Below are 17,302 nucleotides of genomic sequence, written 5' to 3'. Positions count from 1 at the left end.
TATATTAATTATTTAAAATCAACCAGCCGTTTGCCGCATTTAGGGCATTTTATTTTGCTTATCTTGTATTGCTGGTCCTTAAGCTCATCTTTTTTTATAAAGAAGTGATAGTTACCTTTAACACATTTGGAGCTAATAATGTTCTCATTGGCAATATAATTGCCCCCTTCAAACCTTATAGCCTTGCCTTCCAGGATAGCATTTATAATCTTTTTACGGGCAGCATGAAGCAGCCTCTGGAAAGTAGACCTTGATATACCCATTTGCTTGGCTGCTTCTTCCTGTTTAAGGTCCTGCCCGTCTTTAAGTTTTAAAGCTTCCATTTCTTCTAAGGTAAGGCTTTCTGTTTCCAGGTTTTGTTCTGCTACCCCCATGGGTTTATACAATACATACAAAGGCAGCATATCCACTATCTTCTTTATACGAGGCCTGGCTGTCATTCTCTTACCATATTGGTTCCGCATTCAGGGCAGGTTAACTCTGTGCAGGGAACCCCAGCCTTATGCTCTGTCCTTTGCCCGCAATTAGGGCATATGCAGAAACCCTGGGGTCCAGCTCCAGAACCTCCCATCCTGCTTCTTCCGCCGCCGCGGCCTAATCCTCTGCCGGTCCCTGGTCCCTGGCCAGCCGGTCCTGTTCCGTCTCCTCTAGGCATAACTCATTCCTCCTCATGATCACATTCTGTTTTATTAATACCGTAACCCCTTCCAGCTCCAGGGCTACAAGCGCTTGGGCTTCCCTCCAGGGTACCTTTTAGCAGCTTGTCTATAACTTCAGGTATTTCCCCCTGAACACCTAACACCGTATCGATATGGGCTTGGCCAAACAGCTCTTCGGCCCTGCTTCCCATGCCTCCGGCCACTATACAGCTTACTCCCTGTTCAGCTAAAAACTGGGGCAGGTACCCCGGATGATGCCCCGGGTTATCTATAATCTTTTGTTCCTTTATTTTCCCCTCTTCAAAATCCACAATGGTAAATTGAGGGCATCGGCCAAAATGAGGCGATACCATATTATTATCAGTGGAAATAGCAATTTTCATATTCGCTCCTTATCTGTAACATAATATTTATCAGATCCTTTTATACTGTACCTTATTTTTCCTTCAGACATCAACTTATCGCAAATTTTGATAGCTTCATTTCTGTTTATCCCCAAGGCGGAGGCCATATCAGTAATGGTGGCCGGCCTCCTCTTTACAAGTTCGGTTATTCCCTGCTCCATGTTTATAAGGTTGCTGCTGTATTGGCCGTATTCTACCTTACCTATTATTTCTGCCCTGCTGCCCAATATGTTTTTAATCTCTTTAAGACTGCCCTGGTCTGGTAGCCTGATGTAGCCGCCCCCCGAAGGCCTTACAGCTGTATTTAAGTGTATCTTATCTATCCTGCTGCCTAACTCATCTATTATGGTTTTAAAACGGTTAGCGCTTCCCAGGTTATCATTTATGCCCTTCAGAACCATTATTTCCAGCCATATACTGCCCTCAAATTCCTGGGTTAATCTTTTTAGGCCCATCAGGTTGGATTCAAAATCTATGCCTGCTGCCGGCCGGTTAATCTTTTTTAAGGAATCCTGGCTGCAGGCATCCAGGGAAACTTTAACTATATCCGCTTGCCCTAGATCCTCCACCACTCCCGGCAGACCCAGAGTAGCCCCGCAGGTAAGTACCGCTACCGGTACCGGAGAGACTCCTTTGGCCGCTCCAATAAGCTGGCCTATATCCAAATTTAAGGTAGGTTCCCCCGAGCCGGAAAAAGTTACATAATTAATATAGGGAAAATCGCTAATTTTATCTATTAATTCTTTTTTGAACTGGTTGATATCAACCTCAAGATAACTTTTTCTTTCTATTGTTTTTAAGGTGGTAGGCCCCAGCTGGCAATAAACACAATCATAGCTGCACACCTTAAACGGTATTACATCCACCCCTAAAGAATAACCGAATCTGCGTGAAAGCACTGGACCATAAAACATCTAACACTCCTCCCCGCAATTTATCACCTTGCCGGCACCCCCGTATTCGACCCTGTGACCCAGATAATGTTCAAACAGGGCCTGGTGGTTAAGGCCGCTGCAGTGAAGAGGTATTAATTTATCTATCTTAAACCTGTTGGCCCTTTCCAAAACCCTGGTCACATAGCTGCTGTCCTTATCAGACAGGTGCAGTCCTCCTATTATTAAAGCAAAATGGTCTTTGCCCCATTTCCTGCTTACCAGGTCCAGGGTATTTATAAGGCCGCTGTGGGTACATCCCAAAATTAATATTATTTTTTGGCCCTGCTCTATTATCAGGCAACCGTCATCTTCCAGGTTATCGGAAATAAAATTCCGGCCGGTGTCCTTGATAAATGCAGGGCTTACCCGCTCAAAATCATTAACCCGGTCAATATGGCCGGAGCTAAAAATACCAGGTCCAATTTCCTGGCTGCTTTCCGACAGCACAAAATTTGCTCCTGCTTTTTGGTAATCCTGGAGTTTATACTGCATCCCTATATATATTTTTCCCCTACCATGGTCTGCATATTTGCTTTCAAATATTGCGGGATGGCCATACACCCTTATCCCCGGATTTTTCCTAACAACCGACATCAGCCCCCCGCTATGGTCAAAATGGCCGTGACTTAACACTACCGCATCCAAATTATGCAAGGCTACACCCATAGCCCTCCCATTATATTGCAGATTATCGGTTTGCCCGGTATCAAAAAGGATTCTCATGCCATCCTTTTCTACCAGCATGGAAAGCCCATGCTCTGCTTTTAACTCCGGCTGATAGGCTTGATTATCCATAAGAATAGTAATTGTAGCAGGACTGGTTTTATTCATCTTCTTGGGAAAATCCTCTCTTGGCCACCGCGTCCCCCAATTTAAAATATGTTTTCTGGGCATACACTACCGGATCCAATTTTTGGTAATCAATTCTACCTTCCCCATCCAATATATCCTGTTCAACATGTACTTTTACTATCTCACCAATTACCATATTCCCGGTATCTATGGCATAAACCTGCCTCAATCTGCATTCCAGGTTTATTGGGCACTCCGATATAAGTTTAGCCCCTACTTTTACAGCTGCAGCAGCAGTAAGGCCGGTTTGTTTAAATTTATCTATATCCTGGCCATGGGTTTCCCCGCAAAAATCAACCTGCTTTAATATGTTATGGCTGCATATATTTATCACAAAATCCCCCGTGTTTTCAATATTTTTAAAGGAAAGCTTATCTTTTCCTACAGAAACGGCTACACAAGGATTTTTCCTGCTTACATTGGTAGTCCAGGCGGCAGTCATGATATTGTCATTGCCCCTGCCGTCGTGGGTAGTAACTAAAACCACCGGCAGTGGGTACATAGCATTGGCTGCTTCCAGCTCCTTTTTCATAGATCCTCCTTTGTTTTGGGCATATACTCATAAAATATATTATCAACTTAGGCCTGACGGTTCAAGTATCAATTATTTAGCAATACTTTTAATCCGGTTAGCTATATGGCTATAGGCTTCACTTACAGGAGTGCCATTTTTATAATCCTTTAAATATACATGGCCTTCATCACTTAAACTCATAACCAGGGGGTCATAGGGAATTCTTCCCAAGAAATCTACTCCCATTTCTTCAGCAATCTGTTGTCCTCCCCCGGTTTTAAAAATATCTATCCTTTGCCCGCAGTGGGGACAAAGAAAACCGGACATATTTTCCACTACCCCTATATAGGGGAGTTTGAGCTGCTGGGCAAACCTGATACTTTTTTTAGCATCTATAGTAGCCATTTGCTGGGGAGTGGTTACTACAATTCCCCCGGTCAGGCCGGGCATAAGCTGGGCTATGGAAAGTGGCTCATCTCCAGTTCCGGGAGGAGAATCTATGATCATATAATCCAACTGGCCCCAATCCACATCAGTTAAAAACTGCCTGATAATCTTCATCTTTAACGGTCCCCGCCATATTACGGGGCTGTCTTCAGTCTCCAAAAAAGAAGCGGTGCTTATCACTTTGAGATTATTGAAAGCCTCCAGGGGTTTAATTTTTTGCCCGGTTCCAGACAGTTTTTCCTTATCCAGCCCCAAGGCCTTGATTACGTTGGGGCCATGTATGTCCACATCCAGCAAACCTACCTTGTTACCCTTAGCCATCAGGGAATAGGCTAAGTTTACGGACACTGTGGTCTTGCCAACTCCCCCCTTGCCGCTAAATACCATAAATTTACGTTTTACCTGAGACATATTTTCTTCTAATTTCTGATCTTGGTTCATGTCGTTCATGGGACCGCCTTTACTGCTTGGTAAAGAGGATAGAGTCTAGTAAAACAATCTAGACTCTATCCTCTTTCTGTTTTTAATGTTTAATTATTCTACTCTTCTTTTTCCGGTTTGCCCAATTCTTCCATCCTGGCCTGGATCTGGTCCAGCTGCTGTTTTAAGGCATCTGCCTGCTGTTTTAACTGGTCCATTTCATCAACAGGGGCTGCTTCTGCATAATAGGGTTCTGCACCAGCGGGGGGAACCGGGTATCTGGCCCAGAAAGGAAGGCCGGTAGCATAGTAGGCATTCCTATAGCCTCTTCCCCGGCCCATTCCTGCCCCGCGTCCTGCAAAACCTCTTCCTCCGTAAGGATTCATAAATCCTGCCGTATTATATCCAGCGCAGTATCCTGCTGCTCTTCCGGTCATAGGACCCATTCCTGCTGGTCCTGTTCCATCTCCTCTTGGCATAACAAGCACTCCTTTCCTTATATTCTTCTTCTGGTCCGGGGTAACCTCAGCCTTGAACCTAACGGCCATCGGCCCCTTAACCTGGGCCTGTTTACAACGGATGCAGTCCCTGGCCGACTCATTCCAGCTGTTGCTGGATAAGACCTCGAGTTCAGCTTTGCCGCCGGCATAATACAATAACCTCTGCCTCTTCCGGTCATGGGACCCATTCCTGCTGGTCCTGTTCCATCAAATCCTGGCATTTTGCCACCTCCGTGTTATGAACTAATGTTCAATTGTATTATAGTGAACCATAGTTCATAATGCAAGCAGTTTTGAAAAAAAGTTTTGTTTGCCTAACTTTTTATAGTTGATAAAAAATTTTGAGGGTAAATTGTCTGGTTAAAATTAAAAGGGCCGCTTGGTATGCGGCCCTCCGCTCAGGATTGTAATATATTTAAAAACCGCAGCATCCCCCGCCGCAGCTTCCACATCCACTACTTTTATCTACATTAGCATTAAATTCAAAACTAGCATAGTTTTTTTCTATTTCCTGGCTTCCACATTTGGTGCAAGCCAATTCTTCCCCGGTTAAAAGATCAAAGCTGTTTCCACAGCTTTTGCATTTATAGCTGTATATAGGCATATTTCCTCCTAAATATATTAATATGCTAATATTATTATATTATATACAACTATTGTCAAGCGTTTTCTATGCTAAGGGCTGGGGCTGATCCGGAGTATATACCGGCAGTTTATCCACTGGATATAAATAAACTGAAAACCTACCCATATTGAATTTGGTCCCCCCTTGCTGGCAGCGGCTGGAGGTTATATATTTTTTGGACCCGCTTTCTAAAACTGAAAGCAGCTCTTTCTGGTTAGAATAATGGGACAATAACTCAATACCCGCACTGGTAGTTATAAATACCGGTATTTTCATTCCTAGCTGCACCATTGAAGCAGGACCCACAATACTTCTGATTTTAGAAGAGGCACAGGCCCAGGCCAGATCAGCATTATCCCTGACTACTCTGGCCTGGTATCCGGAAATTCCAGTATTGCATACTGCCATGATAACTGTGGTAAATCCGGGATTCCTGAATTGAAAATCCCTTATCTTTTTTATCTGGTCTATTTGATCCCCCCTGACCGTGACCGCAATTTTACGGTATCCCTGCCTGTAGGCTTTTTTCACTCCGCCCAACTGATTGATGGTGCCTTTTTCAGATAATACGCAGGCCCCCTGGTTTTTTAATTTATGTATAATTTCCGGAACAGCAGTGGTGTAAAAAATACCGTTCATATAGGCTCCTATTCCCTGCACGGTAAAAGGATTATCGGTGATAACCGTACCCGCTCCTTCGCAAACCAGTACTGCTGCTTCCACTCCTTTCCTTTCCAGAGCATACATAATCATTTCAGAAGCCCCGAAAGGAACCACTATACTGCATTCAGAAACCTTTCTGTCTGGAGTAAACATTCCCCACTTTTTGGCCTGGATTTCAAATTTGGCCATGATGGATTTGCGGTCAATAGAGTCTGCTTTAAACAATGACTTATACAAGGGACAATAAGTTAATGTGGGCTCTTCTGCTAAAATAGGATGCCCTCCGGATATGGCTACCAGGGCACCTGCTTTTTTGGTAATATGCAAATCTTTAGGCAACTTGCCATATTGTTCCTGTATGCGGGCTAAAAATTTATTCAACCTGCCCTTCAACTACCAGCCGCCCCTTCTTCTCCTTCTGGGGCCCCGGCTTAGCATATTGCCTACATCGGTTACCTGCTGGCTATCGCATTGGGGACAGTTTTTTTCTTTATTCTGCATTTGCTCAGTTTCCCAGATATTACCACAGCTGTCACACCTGATCCTATTTTTTAGGAAAATAAAATCTCCCCCTTCTATGCGTATAGCCCTGCCTCCTACTATGGCTTTAGCAATCTTTTGGCGGGCACTGTCAATAAGGCGGGTAAAAGTAGGGCGGGATATATTCATCATAGATGCTGCCTGTTCCTGTTTGAGGTTTTGATAATCAGCCAGCCTTACCGCTTCATACTCGTCGATGCTAAGCACCACCTCAGGCTCCTTGCCGGTTGACCCCTGGGGTTTAAAGTAAAGGGTTTTAGGGGGATAAAGCACATTTCTTTTTTTTCTGGGCTTAACCACTTTAACCTATCCTTAACCGCTTAAAATGTCTTTTGCCTTTCTGCAGAACCTTGCCATCAAGCTGCTCTGCTTCCAGCTCCAGGTCTGCATCCCCGATCTTTTCCTGGTCCAGCTTCACTGCTCCCTGGCTGATAAGCCTTCTGGCCTGTCCATTGGACGGGACCAGGCCACTATCTACCAGCAGCTTTACTATCCATATTTTGCCGTCCCCTTTATTTATCTTATACTCCTCAATATCATCCGGTACCTGGTTCTTTTTAAATATCAGGTCAAATTCAGCTTCTGCCTGCTGTGCTTGCTCCTGGCTATAAAAATCAGCCACTACGGCTTTAGCCAGTTTTCTTTTTACCAGTGAAGGATTTATGTCACCCCGGGACAGCTGCTGCTCCAGCTGCTTGTATTCTTCTAGGCCTATACGGGTAACCAGGCGGAAATAGTCTAGCATAATGTCATCGGGTATGGACATTACTTTACCAAATATTTCCTGGGGCGGTTCATCTACCCCGATGTAGTTGCCCAGGCTCTTGCTCATTTTTTCCACCCCATCAGTACCCACCAGTATAGGCATGGTTATGGCTATCTGGGGTTTCTGTGAAAACTCCTTCTGCAGTTCCCGGCCCATAAGTAAATTAAACCTCTGGTCGGTTCCCCCCAATTCTACGTCTGCCTCTATGGCTACCGAATCATAAGCCTGCATAATGGGATAGAGAAACTCCATAATGGCAATAGGGGTGCTGGAAGCAAATCTCTTTTTAAAGTCATCTCTTTCCAGCATCCTGGCAACAGTAAACCTGGCAGTCAGGTTAAGCACATCTTCAAAGCTTAGCTGCTTTAGCCATTGGGAATTGTTTACCATCTCTGTCTGGTCTGGATTAAGCACTTTATAAGCCTGCTTCATATAAGTCCTTGCATTAAGGTCAATCTGTTCCGGATCCAGTTTGGGCCTGAGCCTGGATCGGCCGGAAGGGTCGCCAATCCTGGCGGTATAATCACCAATAATCAGTATGGCCTGATGTCCTAAATCCTGGAACTGCCTAAGTTTGTTTAATACTACGGTATGCCCCAGATGTATATCAGGGGCAGTGGGATCCAGGCCCAGTTTAACCTTTAACTTTCGGCCGGTATTTATGCTTTCCGTTATAAGTTTTTCCAGCTCTTGCTCTATCAGCACATCTTCGGTACCGGACAATATTATTTCCATCTGTTTCTGAACGTTTTTTTCCATGCCTGCTATATCCTTTTAAGCTTTCCATAATACATTTTGCCTAAATATTATCACTAAGCCTGGTGTCTGTCTATTTTGGCTCTTCATTTGCCATCGGTAAATGTAGTATAATACAGTTTCAGAAAACAGGATAGGTGATGATATGAGCAACAGAAGGCGCGGAGTAAAATTTTTTTTCTTGTTTCTGCTAATTGCCTTTTTAGTAGTACTGTTTGTGGTTATTGTGGGAGGATTTATTTACATCAGCTCATTGCCATCGCTGGAAGAGCTGACCCCTTCCCCTATTGCCCAGACTTCCAAGGTATATTCCATTGACGGTAAGCTTATTACGGAATTCCATGCCGAAGAAAACAGGGAAATAATAAACTTTGACCAAATGTCACCCTATATAAAGGATGCCATAATAGCAGTGGAAGACAAAAGATATTATGAGCATCAGGGGGTGGATTATGTAAGGATACTGGGAGCCCTTATAGCTGACCTTAAAGCAGGAGAACTGGCCCAGGGCGGCAGCACCATAACCCAGCAGTATGTAAAGAATGTTTATTTTTCTCCGGAAAAAACATGGAGCCGCAAGATAAAAGAGGCCGCTATAGCCATACAGCTGGAGCGGCATTATACCAAGGATAAAGTGCTGGAAATGTATCTTAACACCATATTATTCGGAGCCGGTACCTATGGTATTGAAAAAGCTTCCCAGCTTTATTTTGGAGTACATGCCTCTGAACTTACCGTTGACCAGGCTGCATTGCTGGCCGGGCTGGCACGTTCCCCTGAGAATTACTCCCCTTTTAACAATATGGAAAGGGCAGAAAAAAGGAGAAACCTGGTGTTAAGCTTAATGTATGAACAGGAGATGATAGACAAGGATCAATACTTTGAAGCCCTGACTGCCCCCATAGAATTAAATGAAACCAATCCCTATGAAACGGGTGACCCCAGCCCTGGTATTGCGCCCTATTTTATAGATTACATAAAACAGCAGCTATATGACCAGAAATTTACTGATTATGACGTGTTTAAGGGAGGCTTAAGAATATATACTACCCTGGATTTGGAACTTCAGCAAAAAGCAGAACAAGCGGTAAAACAGGTTTTTCCGGAAGATATTGGTCCTTCCTATTCATTGATATGCACTAATCCCTCCAATGGCTATATCCATGCCCTTATTGGAGGCAAGGATTACCAAAAAAACAAGTTTAATATTGCCACCCAGGGCAAAAGGCAGCCAGGTTCAGTGTTTAAAGTTATGGTATTGGCAGAAGCCCTGCGACAGCACATACCCATGCAGACCACCTATAACCCCAACGGTCCCATCACCATTGAGCTGCCCCAAAGTCCTTCCTGGCAGGTAGATAATTACGGAGGGCAAAAATTTGACCGGGAACTCAATATTGAAGAAGCCACTATTCACTCTGTGAATGTAATATATGCCCAGCTAATGATGGAAGTAGGGGCAGAAAATGTAGAAGCCCTTTGCCAGGAAATGGATATCCAGGACATAGGAAGTAATCCTGCCATAGCCTTGGGAGGGCTGGAAGTAGGGGTTACTCCCCTGGACATAAGCAAGGCTTTTTCTACCTTTGCTGCCGGCGGAATATACCACCCTCCCGTATCCATTTTAAAGATAACTGATGCCCAGGGAAATGCTCTTTATGATTACCAGGAACAGGCAGAGCAGCCGGAAAAACAAATAATGGAGCCGGCTTATGCTTACAAGCTGACCCAGATACTTTCTAAAGTAATAAAGGAAGGAACAGGCACCGGAGCCAATATAGGAAGGCCGGCAGCAGGTAAAACCGGAACCACCAGCGACCACCGTGACGCCTGGTTTGCAGGCTATACGCCGGATCTGGTTACAGTGGTATGGATGGGGCACCCGGAATCAAGCCAGTCCATGGAGCCTATTAATGGCCGTACAGTGGTAGGCGGAAGCTTTCCTGCTGATATCTGGAACAAATTCATGTCAGCCGCCCTGGAAGGACTTCCGGTAAGGGATTTTGCCGTGCCCGGAGAAGAAATAATAGATATAGAGGTCTGCTCTGAATCAGGCCTTTTACCTGCTCCCTGGTGCCCGGAGGAATTACTGGAATACCAGTCATTTGCCCAGGGTCAACAACCCCAAGAATATTGCCAAATACACAATAAGGTCAAAGTTCCTTCTCTAATAGGGGTAGACATTGAACAGGCCAGGCAAATATTAGAAGAGCTTCATTTTTCGGTAGAAGAAATAACAGAGCATAATGATACTTATGCTTCCAACATAGTGTTCGCCCAGGAACCTGCTCCGGAAACCGTGCTGGAGTCAACTGACGGCCAGCTGCCTAATATTACCGTTAAGATAAGCAAGGGCAGGGAAACCGTCGCCATGCCCAGCCTTCTGGGATTGGAGCAGGATGAGGCCCAGGAAATTTTGGCCGGTTTTGGCCTTTCCATTACCAATATCATAAATGAATTCAACCAGCAGTACCAGCCTCCAAAAATATATGACCAGGAACCCAAACCGGGCACAGAAATAGCTATAGATACTCCAGTAACTATCTATGTAAGCAAAGGGGTAAATCCGGAAGCTAATGTTCCCGATGTAATTACCCTTACCCGGGCAGAAGCTTTGGCCAAGCTTCAGGAATCAGGATTTTCCAATATAACCGTCCTGGAAGAAGAAGGGACAGCAGCCATTGGTATCGTGTTTAACCAGGTCCCCCTTCCTCAAACCTTATACAATAAGGGTGCTGAAGTCATTATAAGGGTTAGCCTGGGAGTGCTGGTACCGGAAGTAGTAGGCTTGGACCGGGACCAGGCAGTACAGATGCTGGAAGCCAAGGGCTTGGTAGCTGAAATAAGCGGAAAAGATATTAAAGGCGGAATAGTGGCTAACCAGACACCTGTTGGCGGTAGCTATATAAACTACGGCTCAACAGTAAAAATAAAGCTTGAAGAGCCTCTTTTGGAGCCTGAAGAAGAGACTGATTCTTCCTAGCATGTAAGATCTCTGGCCAGAAAACCTTTAGATAGTGCCGGAAAAATTATTTTACTCCCCTCAATAGATGCCCCCGGGTGTAGTCTTTAAATAATTCATCCTGGCCCATACCCTGAACAAACAATCGATACTTATCCAGCCCTTTTTCTACCATGATAGCTATGGCCTGCTGGTATGCATCCATAACCCTGGATAACTGTTTTGGCTGAAGGAAGCGTGAATCTATCCTTAAAAAGCTCAAACCGCTTTTTAGTACTGATTCCAAGCTAAATAAGGTACAAATTTTTTTGGAATTAAACAGTATTATATTGCCAAAAGTATCTGAACCTACCCGAAATTTAAAGCCTTTTACATCTTCCATGTAATACTGGATGCCGCCCTGGTATCTCTTATCTATAAATTCCGGTTTGTATTTAGCGGCCATAACCGGAAAATAACCATGGCCAAACATGGAAAATTCTAATTTTTTCCTCCCGGAGGCCTGGTTGATAAGCCTGCTTATCTCCTCTATATTAAGCTCATTTGACAACTCTATCTCTACTATTTTTTGCCCAATTTCTTTCTCCAAAGATGCTGTTGACAGCCAATTAAATATATTCAGGCCCCTGCCTACAATAATTTTGGACTCCTTTAGTTGAGGTACATCTTTAAGTAAGGTAAGTCCTCCTGGATTTTCAACTTCAAGGTTAACCCTTGTTTTGCCTGCCAGCTCCTTTAAGCTTTGCTTTAATCTTTTAAACTGGCCGGTATCTATTATCCTGGGTATGCTGATAAACAAGCTGCTTCCCCCTTTGCTGCAGTACTGGGCCATATCTAACCACTTATCATTTATCTCTCCTTCATAGGTTATATGCTTGGCACCGCTATCTGCAGCGGCAATAATGGAATCAAAGTCATAAACCTTTGCTGACAGCTGTACTGGAGTAATAATTTCTCTATCCTGTGCAGCAGCAGGTTTAGGGGAAGAAAAATAATAATTAAGTTCATATTCCCTTAAGCCCGGCTGCTGGGTAACCGCCTGCAAATGGGGTTTTTTCTGGTTATAAAGATAATAGCTTTTAGCTTCCCCATCCAGTTTATGATCAAAATATTTAAACACCCTGTCGTTTTCAGATAACCATAAATCCTTGTTTAAGCTGATTTTTACAAAATCCTTTTTCCCTTTACTATGAATAAGCTCTACCTGGTTTACAGTAATCCTTTCATTGCCTTTATTGGTCCAAATTTCCAGCAGATCACCTTTTTGTACCGGCACCCTGGTCTGCAAGGTAATAGATTCAATCTTCTTTTTTTTGGGTTGGTAATCAATTGAAGCTATTCTGCCTATAAAAGTGCCTATGCTGCCGCTGGTTTTCATATTGACTATATCTTTCGGATATTCTTCTTTTAAGTACCCGGTACCGCTGTCCCTTAAAAATATCTGGCCCAGCTTGTACCGATCTTTTTCTTCTACCTGAAAATCTTTAGGTGATTCATAATAAAGGTCAATATATTTTCTATAAATGCTGGTCACTATGGCTACATATTCCGGAGTCTTCATCCTGCCTTCAATTTTTAATGCATTTATGCCGGCAGCAGCCATCTGGGGTATTAAATCCAGGGTAGACAGGTCTTTTTTAGATAAATAGTACTGATGTTTTTTACTAAGAGAATAAGCTCCCTTTTCATCCTTATACATAAATTTGTACTTCATACGGCAGGGCTGGCTGCACCTTCCCCTATTGCCGCTCCGGCCGCTGGCAAAGGAGCTAAGATAACATTGTCCCGAAAAGGCATAGCACTGGGAACCGTGGCCAAATACTTCCAGCTCCAGATTACAGTTGCTGCTAATTTCTTTTATCTGGCCCAAAGTCATCTCCCGGGCTAAAACCACCCTTTTAAAACCCATGGATTCCAGCTGCAGGGCCGAGTCCAGGTTATGGATGTTTAACTGAGTGCTGGCATGCATCCTGGCTTGGGGGAAAAGGTCTGATATCATTTTATATATACCAAGATCCTGTATGATTATCCCGTCTTGTGATACCTGCAGGTACTGATCCAGGAACCTGGCCGCTTCCTCCAGCTCTGAGTCTTTAAGCAGGGTATTTAAGGTGAGGTATACTTTTATACCCCGTTCATGGGCCAGCAATACTGCCTTTTTTAATAGAGGTAAGTCAAAATTATCAGCATATGCCCTGGCTCCAAAACGGCTGTATCCCAAATAAACTGCGTCTGCTCCCGCATTAAGGGCAGCTACCAGGTGATCCCAGCCCCCTGCCGGGGCAACCAGTTCTAATTTTTGACCACCTACAGTCACTTGGGCTTCCTCTCTACCCGGTAAAAACCGGCACCGGCAATTACTTTTACGCCCTTAGCCTGGAGCTGGTCGCAAAAAATATTTAATCCCAGGGAATCACAAGCCATATGTCCACATATTACAGCTGCCATTCCACAGCTCTCCATAGCTTTTAGGTGTTCTAACCCATAATGCATCCCCACCATGGTATCTACGCCTGCCTTTTTGAGATGTCCAAATATTTCCATAGGTGGATCCATACCCCCTGTCATATCTACCATATGGCAGCCTAATTTGGTATCCTTGCTTATTTTCCCGGCCAGATGGGCTTTAACCCCATCGGCAGCAGAACGGCCGCATTCTTCAATCTTCTGTACTAAATCCAGCACTTCAATCAAGCTTGAATTATCTTTGCCCCTTAAAAAATCAAGAAAAAAATCCTGCACCAGGTTATCCACAGCTGTATGCAGGCAAAGCAGCGGTAACTTCAGCTGCCTGGCTGCATCCCTGGCCCTTAGGCCATTGGCCGATGCTGCCTCCAGCCAGTATTCTTTTATCATCTTATCTGCCAGCCTGTGGGCTACTTTCCTGTCCACTCCATACCTTATCCAAGTCTGTTGCTGTATCCTGCCCACCTCAGACATAAGGTAGTAACCTTTGGCCTGAGGATGATGGCTGAGCACAGCATCTACTCCATACCCGGATTGATTAAGCCTATCTACTAATAGAAGCTCCCCTACTCCTATGTCTATGCCCGCATAGAGAGTATTTACCTCTGATTCCATAGGGTTAAGTATCTGGCAATCAGGAAAGTTATCAGCCAGGTCTGGGTCAGCTTTCCTGCCCATTTCCAGTGCTAATTCATATATTTGTTTTAGTTTCATTCCAGCAGCTTCCTAATATTTTTTTACCAGCTATATCCTACCACAAAAAAATAAAAAAACTTAACAGTTGCTGGCTTTAGTGGTCAAATTTGATGCTGCTTAGGCCGTGGTTGGTTTTTTCCCAGTAAAAAGGCCTTACCATAAGCTGCCACAGGGCTTTATAGGCAGCTATGGAATGAAGTATCCAGTATAGGGGGTTAAGCAGGCTGAAAGGCAGAAGGCTGTAGTATTTTCTAGAAAAGGCAGCGGCAAAATTAAGCAGAATCATAGCTATATTCCCCGCAATTAGGCTTATAGTTCCCATTAGGACAATTATATAGGGTATGTCAGGGAAAATAATCCAGTTTCTGGCAATTATCCAAGCTAGGAAAGTCAGCCACATAATGGGATTAATTAAAAAAGTAAAAGGGGTACCGGTTACAATCATCTGGAAAGAAGCCCAACGGGTAAAACCCAGGGTTCTTATCAGCTTTATAGGGCTGCGGTTATAAACCAGGGAGGTCTGCATATAACCCTTTATCCAGCGGGAACGCTGCCTGATCCAGTTACCAACACTACTGTTGGCTTCCTCGTAAGTAGTTGAATTTATTACTCCTACCTTCTTTTTTTCCGCTGCCATTCTTACCCCTAAATCCGCATCTTCGGTTACATTGAAAGGATCCCATCCACTTATTTTCCTTAATACGTCCACTTTAAAATGATTGCTGGTGCCTCCCAGAGGTATGGGTAGTTTAAACCTAAACAAGCCGCTTAACATATAGTCAAACCAATAAGTATATTCCAAGGTAAACATCCTGGTTAAGAAATTTTCATTACGGTTATAGTAATTCAAGAAAGCCTGAAAAGTAGCATATTCCTCAGGACTGTTATTAAAAGCAGCTAAAGCCTTCTTTAACTGGTCTGGCTCTGGAATATCTTCAGCATCATATATTACCAGGTACTTGCCCCGGGCAAAGTATAGCCCATAATTACAGGCTTTGGGTTTAGTGGTAGGCGTACCATTGGGGACATAGAAAAACCTCCAGCTGGAAGGAGGCCCTAGCCTTTTAGCCAGGTTAATGGTGTGCTTATCATTTTTTTCAAATAAAAATATTACGTCCAGCTTGTTTTGAGGATAATCCAAGTTTTTTATTGCCTTGATAATACTGGCCAGTACCTGTTCCGGTTCATGGAATAATGGTACTAAAACGGTGTATACTGGATATTCAGTATCTTTATCCGGCCCCGGCTCTTTATATTGGTTAAAAAACTTATGCCTTACTCCCGCCAGGCTTATAATTAACTTGTAGGCTATGGATATTAAATAAAACGTCTGTATCAGGGCAAACAAGCCCAGTAAAAAATAATCAGTATAAAAATAAAGGCCGGCAGTTATACCAATTACTGCCAGTATGGTTATCAGTATCTGGGGTTTATTCATCCTTACGAAAGCTGATTCTTCAGGTTTCCGGTGATACAGGCCAAATATGGTTTTGCGTCCCAGGCTGCGGGAGAAGAACCTCTTTACCAGCTCGGTTATATCCTGGTCGGTTACTACACGTTGATCTATCTCATTTACCTTAAATTTGTCTTTTAATATACCTAATATTTTTTGGTTTTGAGGATAGGCAGTTAGCACCGTAAGCACCTGGTCTTTGATTTTAAGGGGCAAGGTCTGGTACTCAATTATTTGCTCCGGTTCCAATCCTTCCATAAGCCCTGTGTCCATTTCCAGAACCAATTCCTCTAAATTATCAGATACAAAAGGTAAATCAAACTTTTTGGACAGTGTCCGGTACAACTCTACCCTGGTAATAAGCCCCTCTGAAACCAGTATCCAACCCAGCCTTCCACCCTGCTGTTTCTGTAGCTTTAAAGCCTTGTACAGTGTTTCAGTATCAATTATCCCCTCTTCCAGGAGCAGATCCCCCAACCTTTTTTCCCATTTGCCGTCAAATTGAGCCAATGGGTCCTATAAGGCAACCGTTTTGTTATTCATAATTATATATATTAATTAATAACTATAAATATTAAAACATAAATATCAACTATTGTAAATATATTAATAATTATAATGTTTAATAATATTAATAATACTTATATAAATACATAAATTAGGATATAATAATAGAAGTACAGCTTTTTAAGCTGCTTTTAACTCGTAGAAATAGCTTCAGATAAGCTTATCTGAAGCTATTTATTTATAGCTTGTTTGCAGCTGCTGCCTGAATTAATGGACAAATTACAGCCCCAGCAGGGCTTTTCCGGTTATAACCGAATCAAAAGTGTAGCTCTTGGAATACATATCACAGATCTGGGCTGCAGTTTCCCTTAATGATTTGTTCTGCTGATAAAGTTTCTGGTAATCATCTTTAAGCTTGTTTATGTACTGGCGGTTATAGTCAATTATATCCAGAATATTATCTTTACCGCATATGGGTTCCTGCTCATGTGCAGTAAGCATGGTGTTGATGCTATAATCATTGACCAGGGCTTCTATCTTATCCAGGCTCTCCAAATATCCCTTGTAGTCTTCAATATAAATAATCATTTCCCGGGAATGCTTAAATATTAGTTCGCTTACTATCAGCAGCTTATTTTCCTTATCTATTATACCTAGGTCCCCTACCGTATGCCCCGGAAGGTGCATGATTTGAAACTGACGGTTGCCCAAATTGAGTTCCATCTGGTCATAGAAAGCAATATCTATACTTACTGCCTGGTCAATGAGCCCGAAATACCAGCTTCTGGTGCTAGCATCAACATCATATTCATCCTTAGCTTTGCCCACTATTTGATCATACTGGAATTCATAATCTTCCAGCAGGCCCTTGGAATAAATATTAGAAATAAATACCGGGTTAAACTTTTCCTTTATGGCAAAATTATTACCGATATGGTCAGCATGGGCATGGGTAATGACTATAAATAACTTTTCATAATGCTGCTTGGCAATCTCATCCAGCAATTCCTGTTTTCTTTCCAGAACTCCAGTGTCTACTATAACCAGGCTATCTTCATCTTGGATAAATATGGAATTGACTACATCATTTCCGTAAAACATATTGAAATTATTTATCATCAGTACCCCCCATACTAA

General features: G+C 43.2%; 18 protein-coding genes. 1 reads left to right on the top strand and 17 read right to left on the bottom strand.

What is annotated here, in order from left to right:
* Positions 1-8 precede the first annotated feature (8 nt).
* The 13 genes from PHN32_05705 to tyrS form a co-directional block, all read right to left on the bottom strand.
* Positions 9-440 carry a DUF134 domain-containing protein gene (locus tag PHN32_05705; GenBank protein MDD3777083.1) on the bottom strand — a complete coding sequence of 144 codons (432 nt, stop codon included), beginning with the start codon at positions 438-440 and terminating at the stop codon, positions 9-11.
* The gene (locus tag PHN32_05700; GenBank protein MDD3777082.1) at positions 437-655 is read right to left on the bottom strand and encodes a DUF5320 family protein; all 219 of its coding nucleotides are present in this window, start codon (positions 653-655) and stop codon (positions 437-439) included. The genes PHN32_05705 and PHN32_05700 overlap by 4 nt, the downstream gene beginning before the upstream one ends.
* A 3-nt stretch (positions 656-658) precedes the next feature.
* A complete protein-coding gene (locus tag PHN32_05695; protein MDD3777081.1) occupies positions 659-1,042 on the bottom strand; it encodes a NifB/NifX family molybdenum-iron cluster-binding protein in 384 nt (127 codons plus the stop codon).
* Complete coding sequence (locus PHN32_05690; GenBank protein MDD3777080.1) at positions 1,039-1,977, bottom strand: radical SAM protein; 939 nt, start codon at positions 1,975-1,977, stop codon at positions 1,039-1,041. Before PHN32_05690 ends, PHN32_05695 begins: the two co-directional genes overlap by 4 nt.
* Positions 1,978-2,829, bottom strand: a complete 852-nt coding sequence (locus PHN32_05685; protein MDD3777079.1) for an MBL fold metallo-hydrolase — start codon at positions 2,827-2,829, stop codon at positions 1,978-1,980.
* Positions 2,822-3,382 (bottom strand): flavin reductase family protein, encoded by a 561-nt coding sequence (locus PHN32_05680; protein ID MDD3777078.1) that lies wholly within the window; start codon positions 3,380-3,382, stop codon positions 2,822-2,824. The genes PHN32_05685 and PHN32_05680 overlap by 8 nt, the downstream gene beginning before the upstream one ends.
* Before the next feature lie 72 nt (positions 3,383-3,454).
* Complete coding sequence (locus PHN32_05675; protein MDD3777077.1) at positions 3,455-4,261, bottom strand: Mrp/NBP35 family ATP-binding protein; 807 nt, start codon at positions 4,259-4,261, stop codon at positions 3,455-3,457.
* An 89-nt stretch (positions 4,262-4,350) separates the two neighbouring features.
* Entirely contained in the window at positions 4,351-4,710 is a 360-nt protein-coding gene (locus PHN32_05670) for a DUF5320 domain-containing protein (GenBank protein ID MDD3777076.1), read from the bottom strand.
* Between the two features lie 17 nt (positions 4,711-4,727).
* Positions 4,728-4,910, bottom strand: coding sequence for a hypothetical protein (locus PHN32_05665; GenBank protein MDD3777075.1), 183 nt, complete (start codon positions 4,908-4,910; stop codon positions 4,728-4,730).
* A gap of 236 nt (positions 4,911-5,146) precedes the next feature.
* Positions 5,147-5,335 carry a zinc ribbon domain-containing protein gene (locus tag PHN32_05660; GenBank protein MDD3777074.1) on the bottom strand — a complete coding sequence of 63 codons (189 nt, stop codon included), beginning with the start codon at positions 5,333-5,335 and terminating at the stop codon, positions 5,147-5,149.
* Positions 5,336-5,401: 66 nt separating this feature from the next.
* Positions 5,402-6,400: a DUF2099 family protein gene (locus PHN32_05655; GenBank protein ID MDD3777073.1), complete on the bottom strand. Its 999-nt coding sequence runs from the start codon at positions 6,398-6,400 to the stop codon at positions 5,402-5,404.
* Positions 6,401-6,412: 12 nt separating this feature from the next.
* Positions 6,413-6,859, bottom strand: coding sequence for a DUF134 domain-containing protein (locus tag PHN32_05650; protein ID MDD3777072.1), 447 nt, complete (start codon positions 6,857-6,859; stop codon positions 6,413-6,415).
* A gap of 1 nt (position 6,860) precedes the next feature.
* On the bottom strand, positions 6,861-8,084 hold the full coding sequence (tyrS, locus tag PHN32_05645; protein MDD3777071.1) for a tyrosine--tRNA ligase: 1,224 nt from the start codon (positions 8,082-8,084) through the stop codon (positions 6,861-6,863).
* A 142-nt stretch (positions 8,085-8,226) separates the two neighbouring features.
* On the opposite strand from tyrS, the gene PHN32_05640 reads away from it, so the two are divergent.
* Complete coding sequence (locus PHN32_05640) at positions 8,227-11,064, top strand: PBP1A family penicillin-binding protein (GenBank protein ID MDD3777070.1); 2,838 nt, start codon at positions 8,227-8,229, stop codon at positions 11,062-11,064.
* 46 nt (positions 11,065-11,110) lie between these two features.
* On the opposite strand, the gene PHN32_05635 is transcribed toward PHN32_05640, so the two are convergent.
* The 4 genes from PHN32_05635 to PHN32_05620 form a co-directional block, all read right to left on the bottom strand.
* Complete coding sequence (locus PHN32_05635; protein ID MDD3777069.1) at positions 11,111-13,360, bottom strand: U32 family peptidase; 2,250 nt, start codon at positions 13,358-13,360, stop codon at positions 11,111-11,113.
* A complete protein-coding gene (locus PHN32_05630) occupies positions 13,357-14,223 on the bottom strand; it encodes a hypothetical protein (GenBank protein MDD3777068.1) in 867 nt (288 codons plus the stop codon). The genes PHN32_05635 and PHN32_05630 overlap by 4 nt, the downstream gene beginning before the upstream one ends.
* Positions 14,224-14,299: 76 nt before the next feature.
* Entirely contained in the window at positions 14,300-16,168 is a 1,869-nt protein-coding gene (locus tag PHN32_05625) for a glycosyltransferase (protein ID MDD3777067.1), read from the bottom strand.
* A gap of 276 nt (positions 16,169-16,444) precedes the next feature.
* Positions 16,445-17,284, bottom strand: coding sequence for an MBL fold metallo-hydrolase (locus PHN32_05620; GenBank protein ID MDD3777066.1), 840 nt, complete (start codon positions 17,282-17,284; stop codon positions 16,445-16,447).
* Between the last annotated feature and the right edge of the window lie 18 nt (positions 17,285-17,302).

Source organism: Actinomycetota bacterium (genome assembly GCA_028698215.1).
Lineage (GTDB): Bacteria > Actinomycetota > Humimicrobiia > Humimicrobiales > Humimicrobiaceae > Halolacustris.
This window is presented reverse-complemented; position numbering and strand designations above follow the sequence as displayed.

Coding starts and splice junctions, on each gene's coding strand:
- PHN32_05705 (MDD3777083.1), bottom strand. CDS start 440: ATGACAGCCAGGCCTCGTATAAAGAAGATAGTGGATATGCTGCCTTTG.
- PHN32_05700 (MDD3777082.1), bottom strand. CDS start 655: ATGCCTAGAGGAGACGGAACAGGACCGGCTGGCCAGGGACCAGGGACC.
- PHN32_05695 (MDD3777081.1), bottom strand. CDS start 1,042: ATGAAAATTGCTATTTCCACTGATAATAATATGGTATCGCCTCATTTT.
- PHN32_05690 (MDD3777080.1), bottom strand. CDS start 1,977: ATGTTTTATGGTCCAGTGCTTTCACGCAGATTCGGTTATTCTTTAGGG.
- PHN32_05685 (MDD3777079.1), bottom strand. CDS start 2,829: ATGAATAAAACCAGTCCTGCTACAATTACTATTCTTATGGATAATCAA.
- PHN32_05680 (MDD3777078.1), bottom strand. CDS start 3,382: ATGAAAAAGGAGCTGGAAGCAGCCAATGCTATGTACCCACTGCCGGTG.
- PHN32_05675 (MDD3777077.1), bottom strand. CDS start 4,261: ATGAACGACATGAACCAAGATCAGAAATTAGAAGAAAATATGTCTCAG.
- PHN32_05670 (MDD3777076.1), bottom strand. CDS start 4,710: ATGCCAAGAGGAGATGGAACAGGACCAGCAGGAATGGGTCCTATGACC.
- PHN32_05665 (MDD3777075.1), bottom strand. CDS start 4,910: ATGACCGGAAGAGGCAGAGGTTATTGTATTATGCCGGCGGCAAAGCTG.
- PHN32_05660 (MDD3777074.1), bottom strand. CDS start 5,335: ATGCCTATATACAGCTATAAATGCAAAAGCTGTGGAAACAGCTTTGAT.
- tyrS (MDD3777071.1), bottom strand. CDS start 8,084: ATGGAAAAAAACGTTCAGAAACAGATGGAAATAATATTGTCCGGTACC.
- PHN32_05640 (MDD3777070.1), top strand. CDS start 8,227: ATGAGCAACAGAAGGCGCGGAGTAAAATTTTTTTTCTTGTTTCTGCTA.
- PHN32_05630 (MDD3777068.1), bottom strand. CDS start 14,223: ATGAAACTAAAACAAATATATGAATTAGCACTGGAAATGGGCAGGAAA.
- PHN32_05620 (MDD3777066.1), bottom strand. CDS start 17,284: ATGATAAATAATTTCAATATGTTTTACGGAAATGATGTAGTCAATTCC.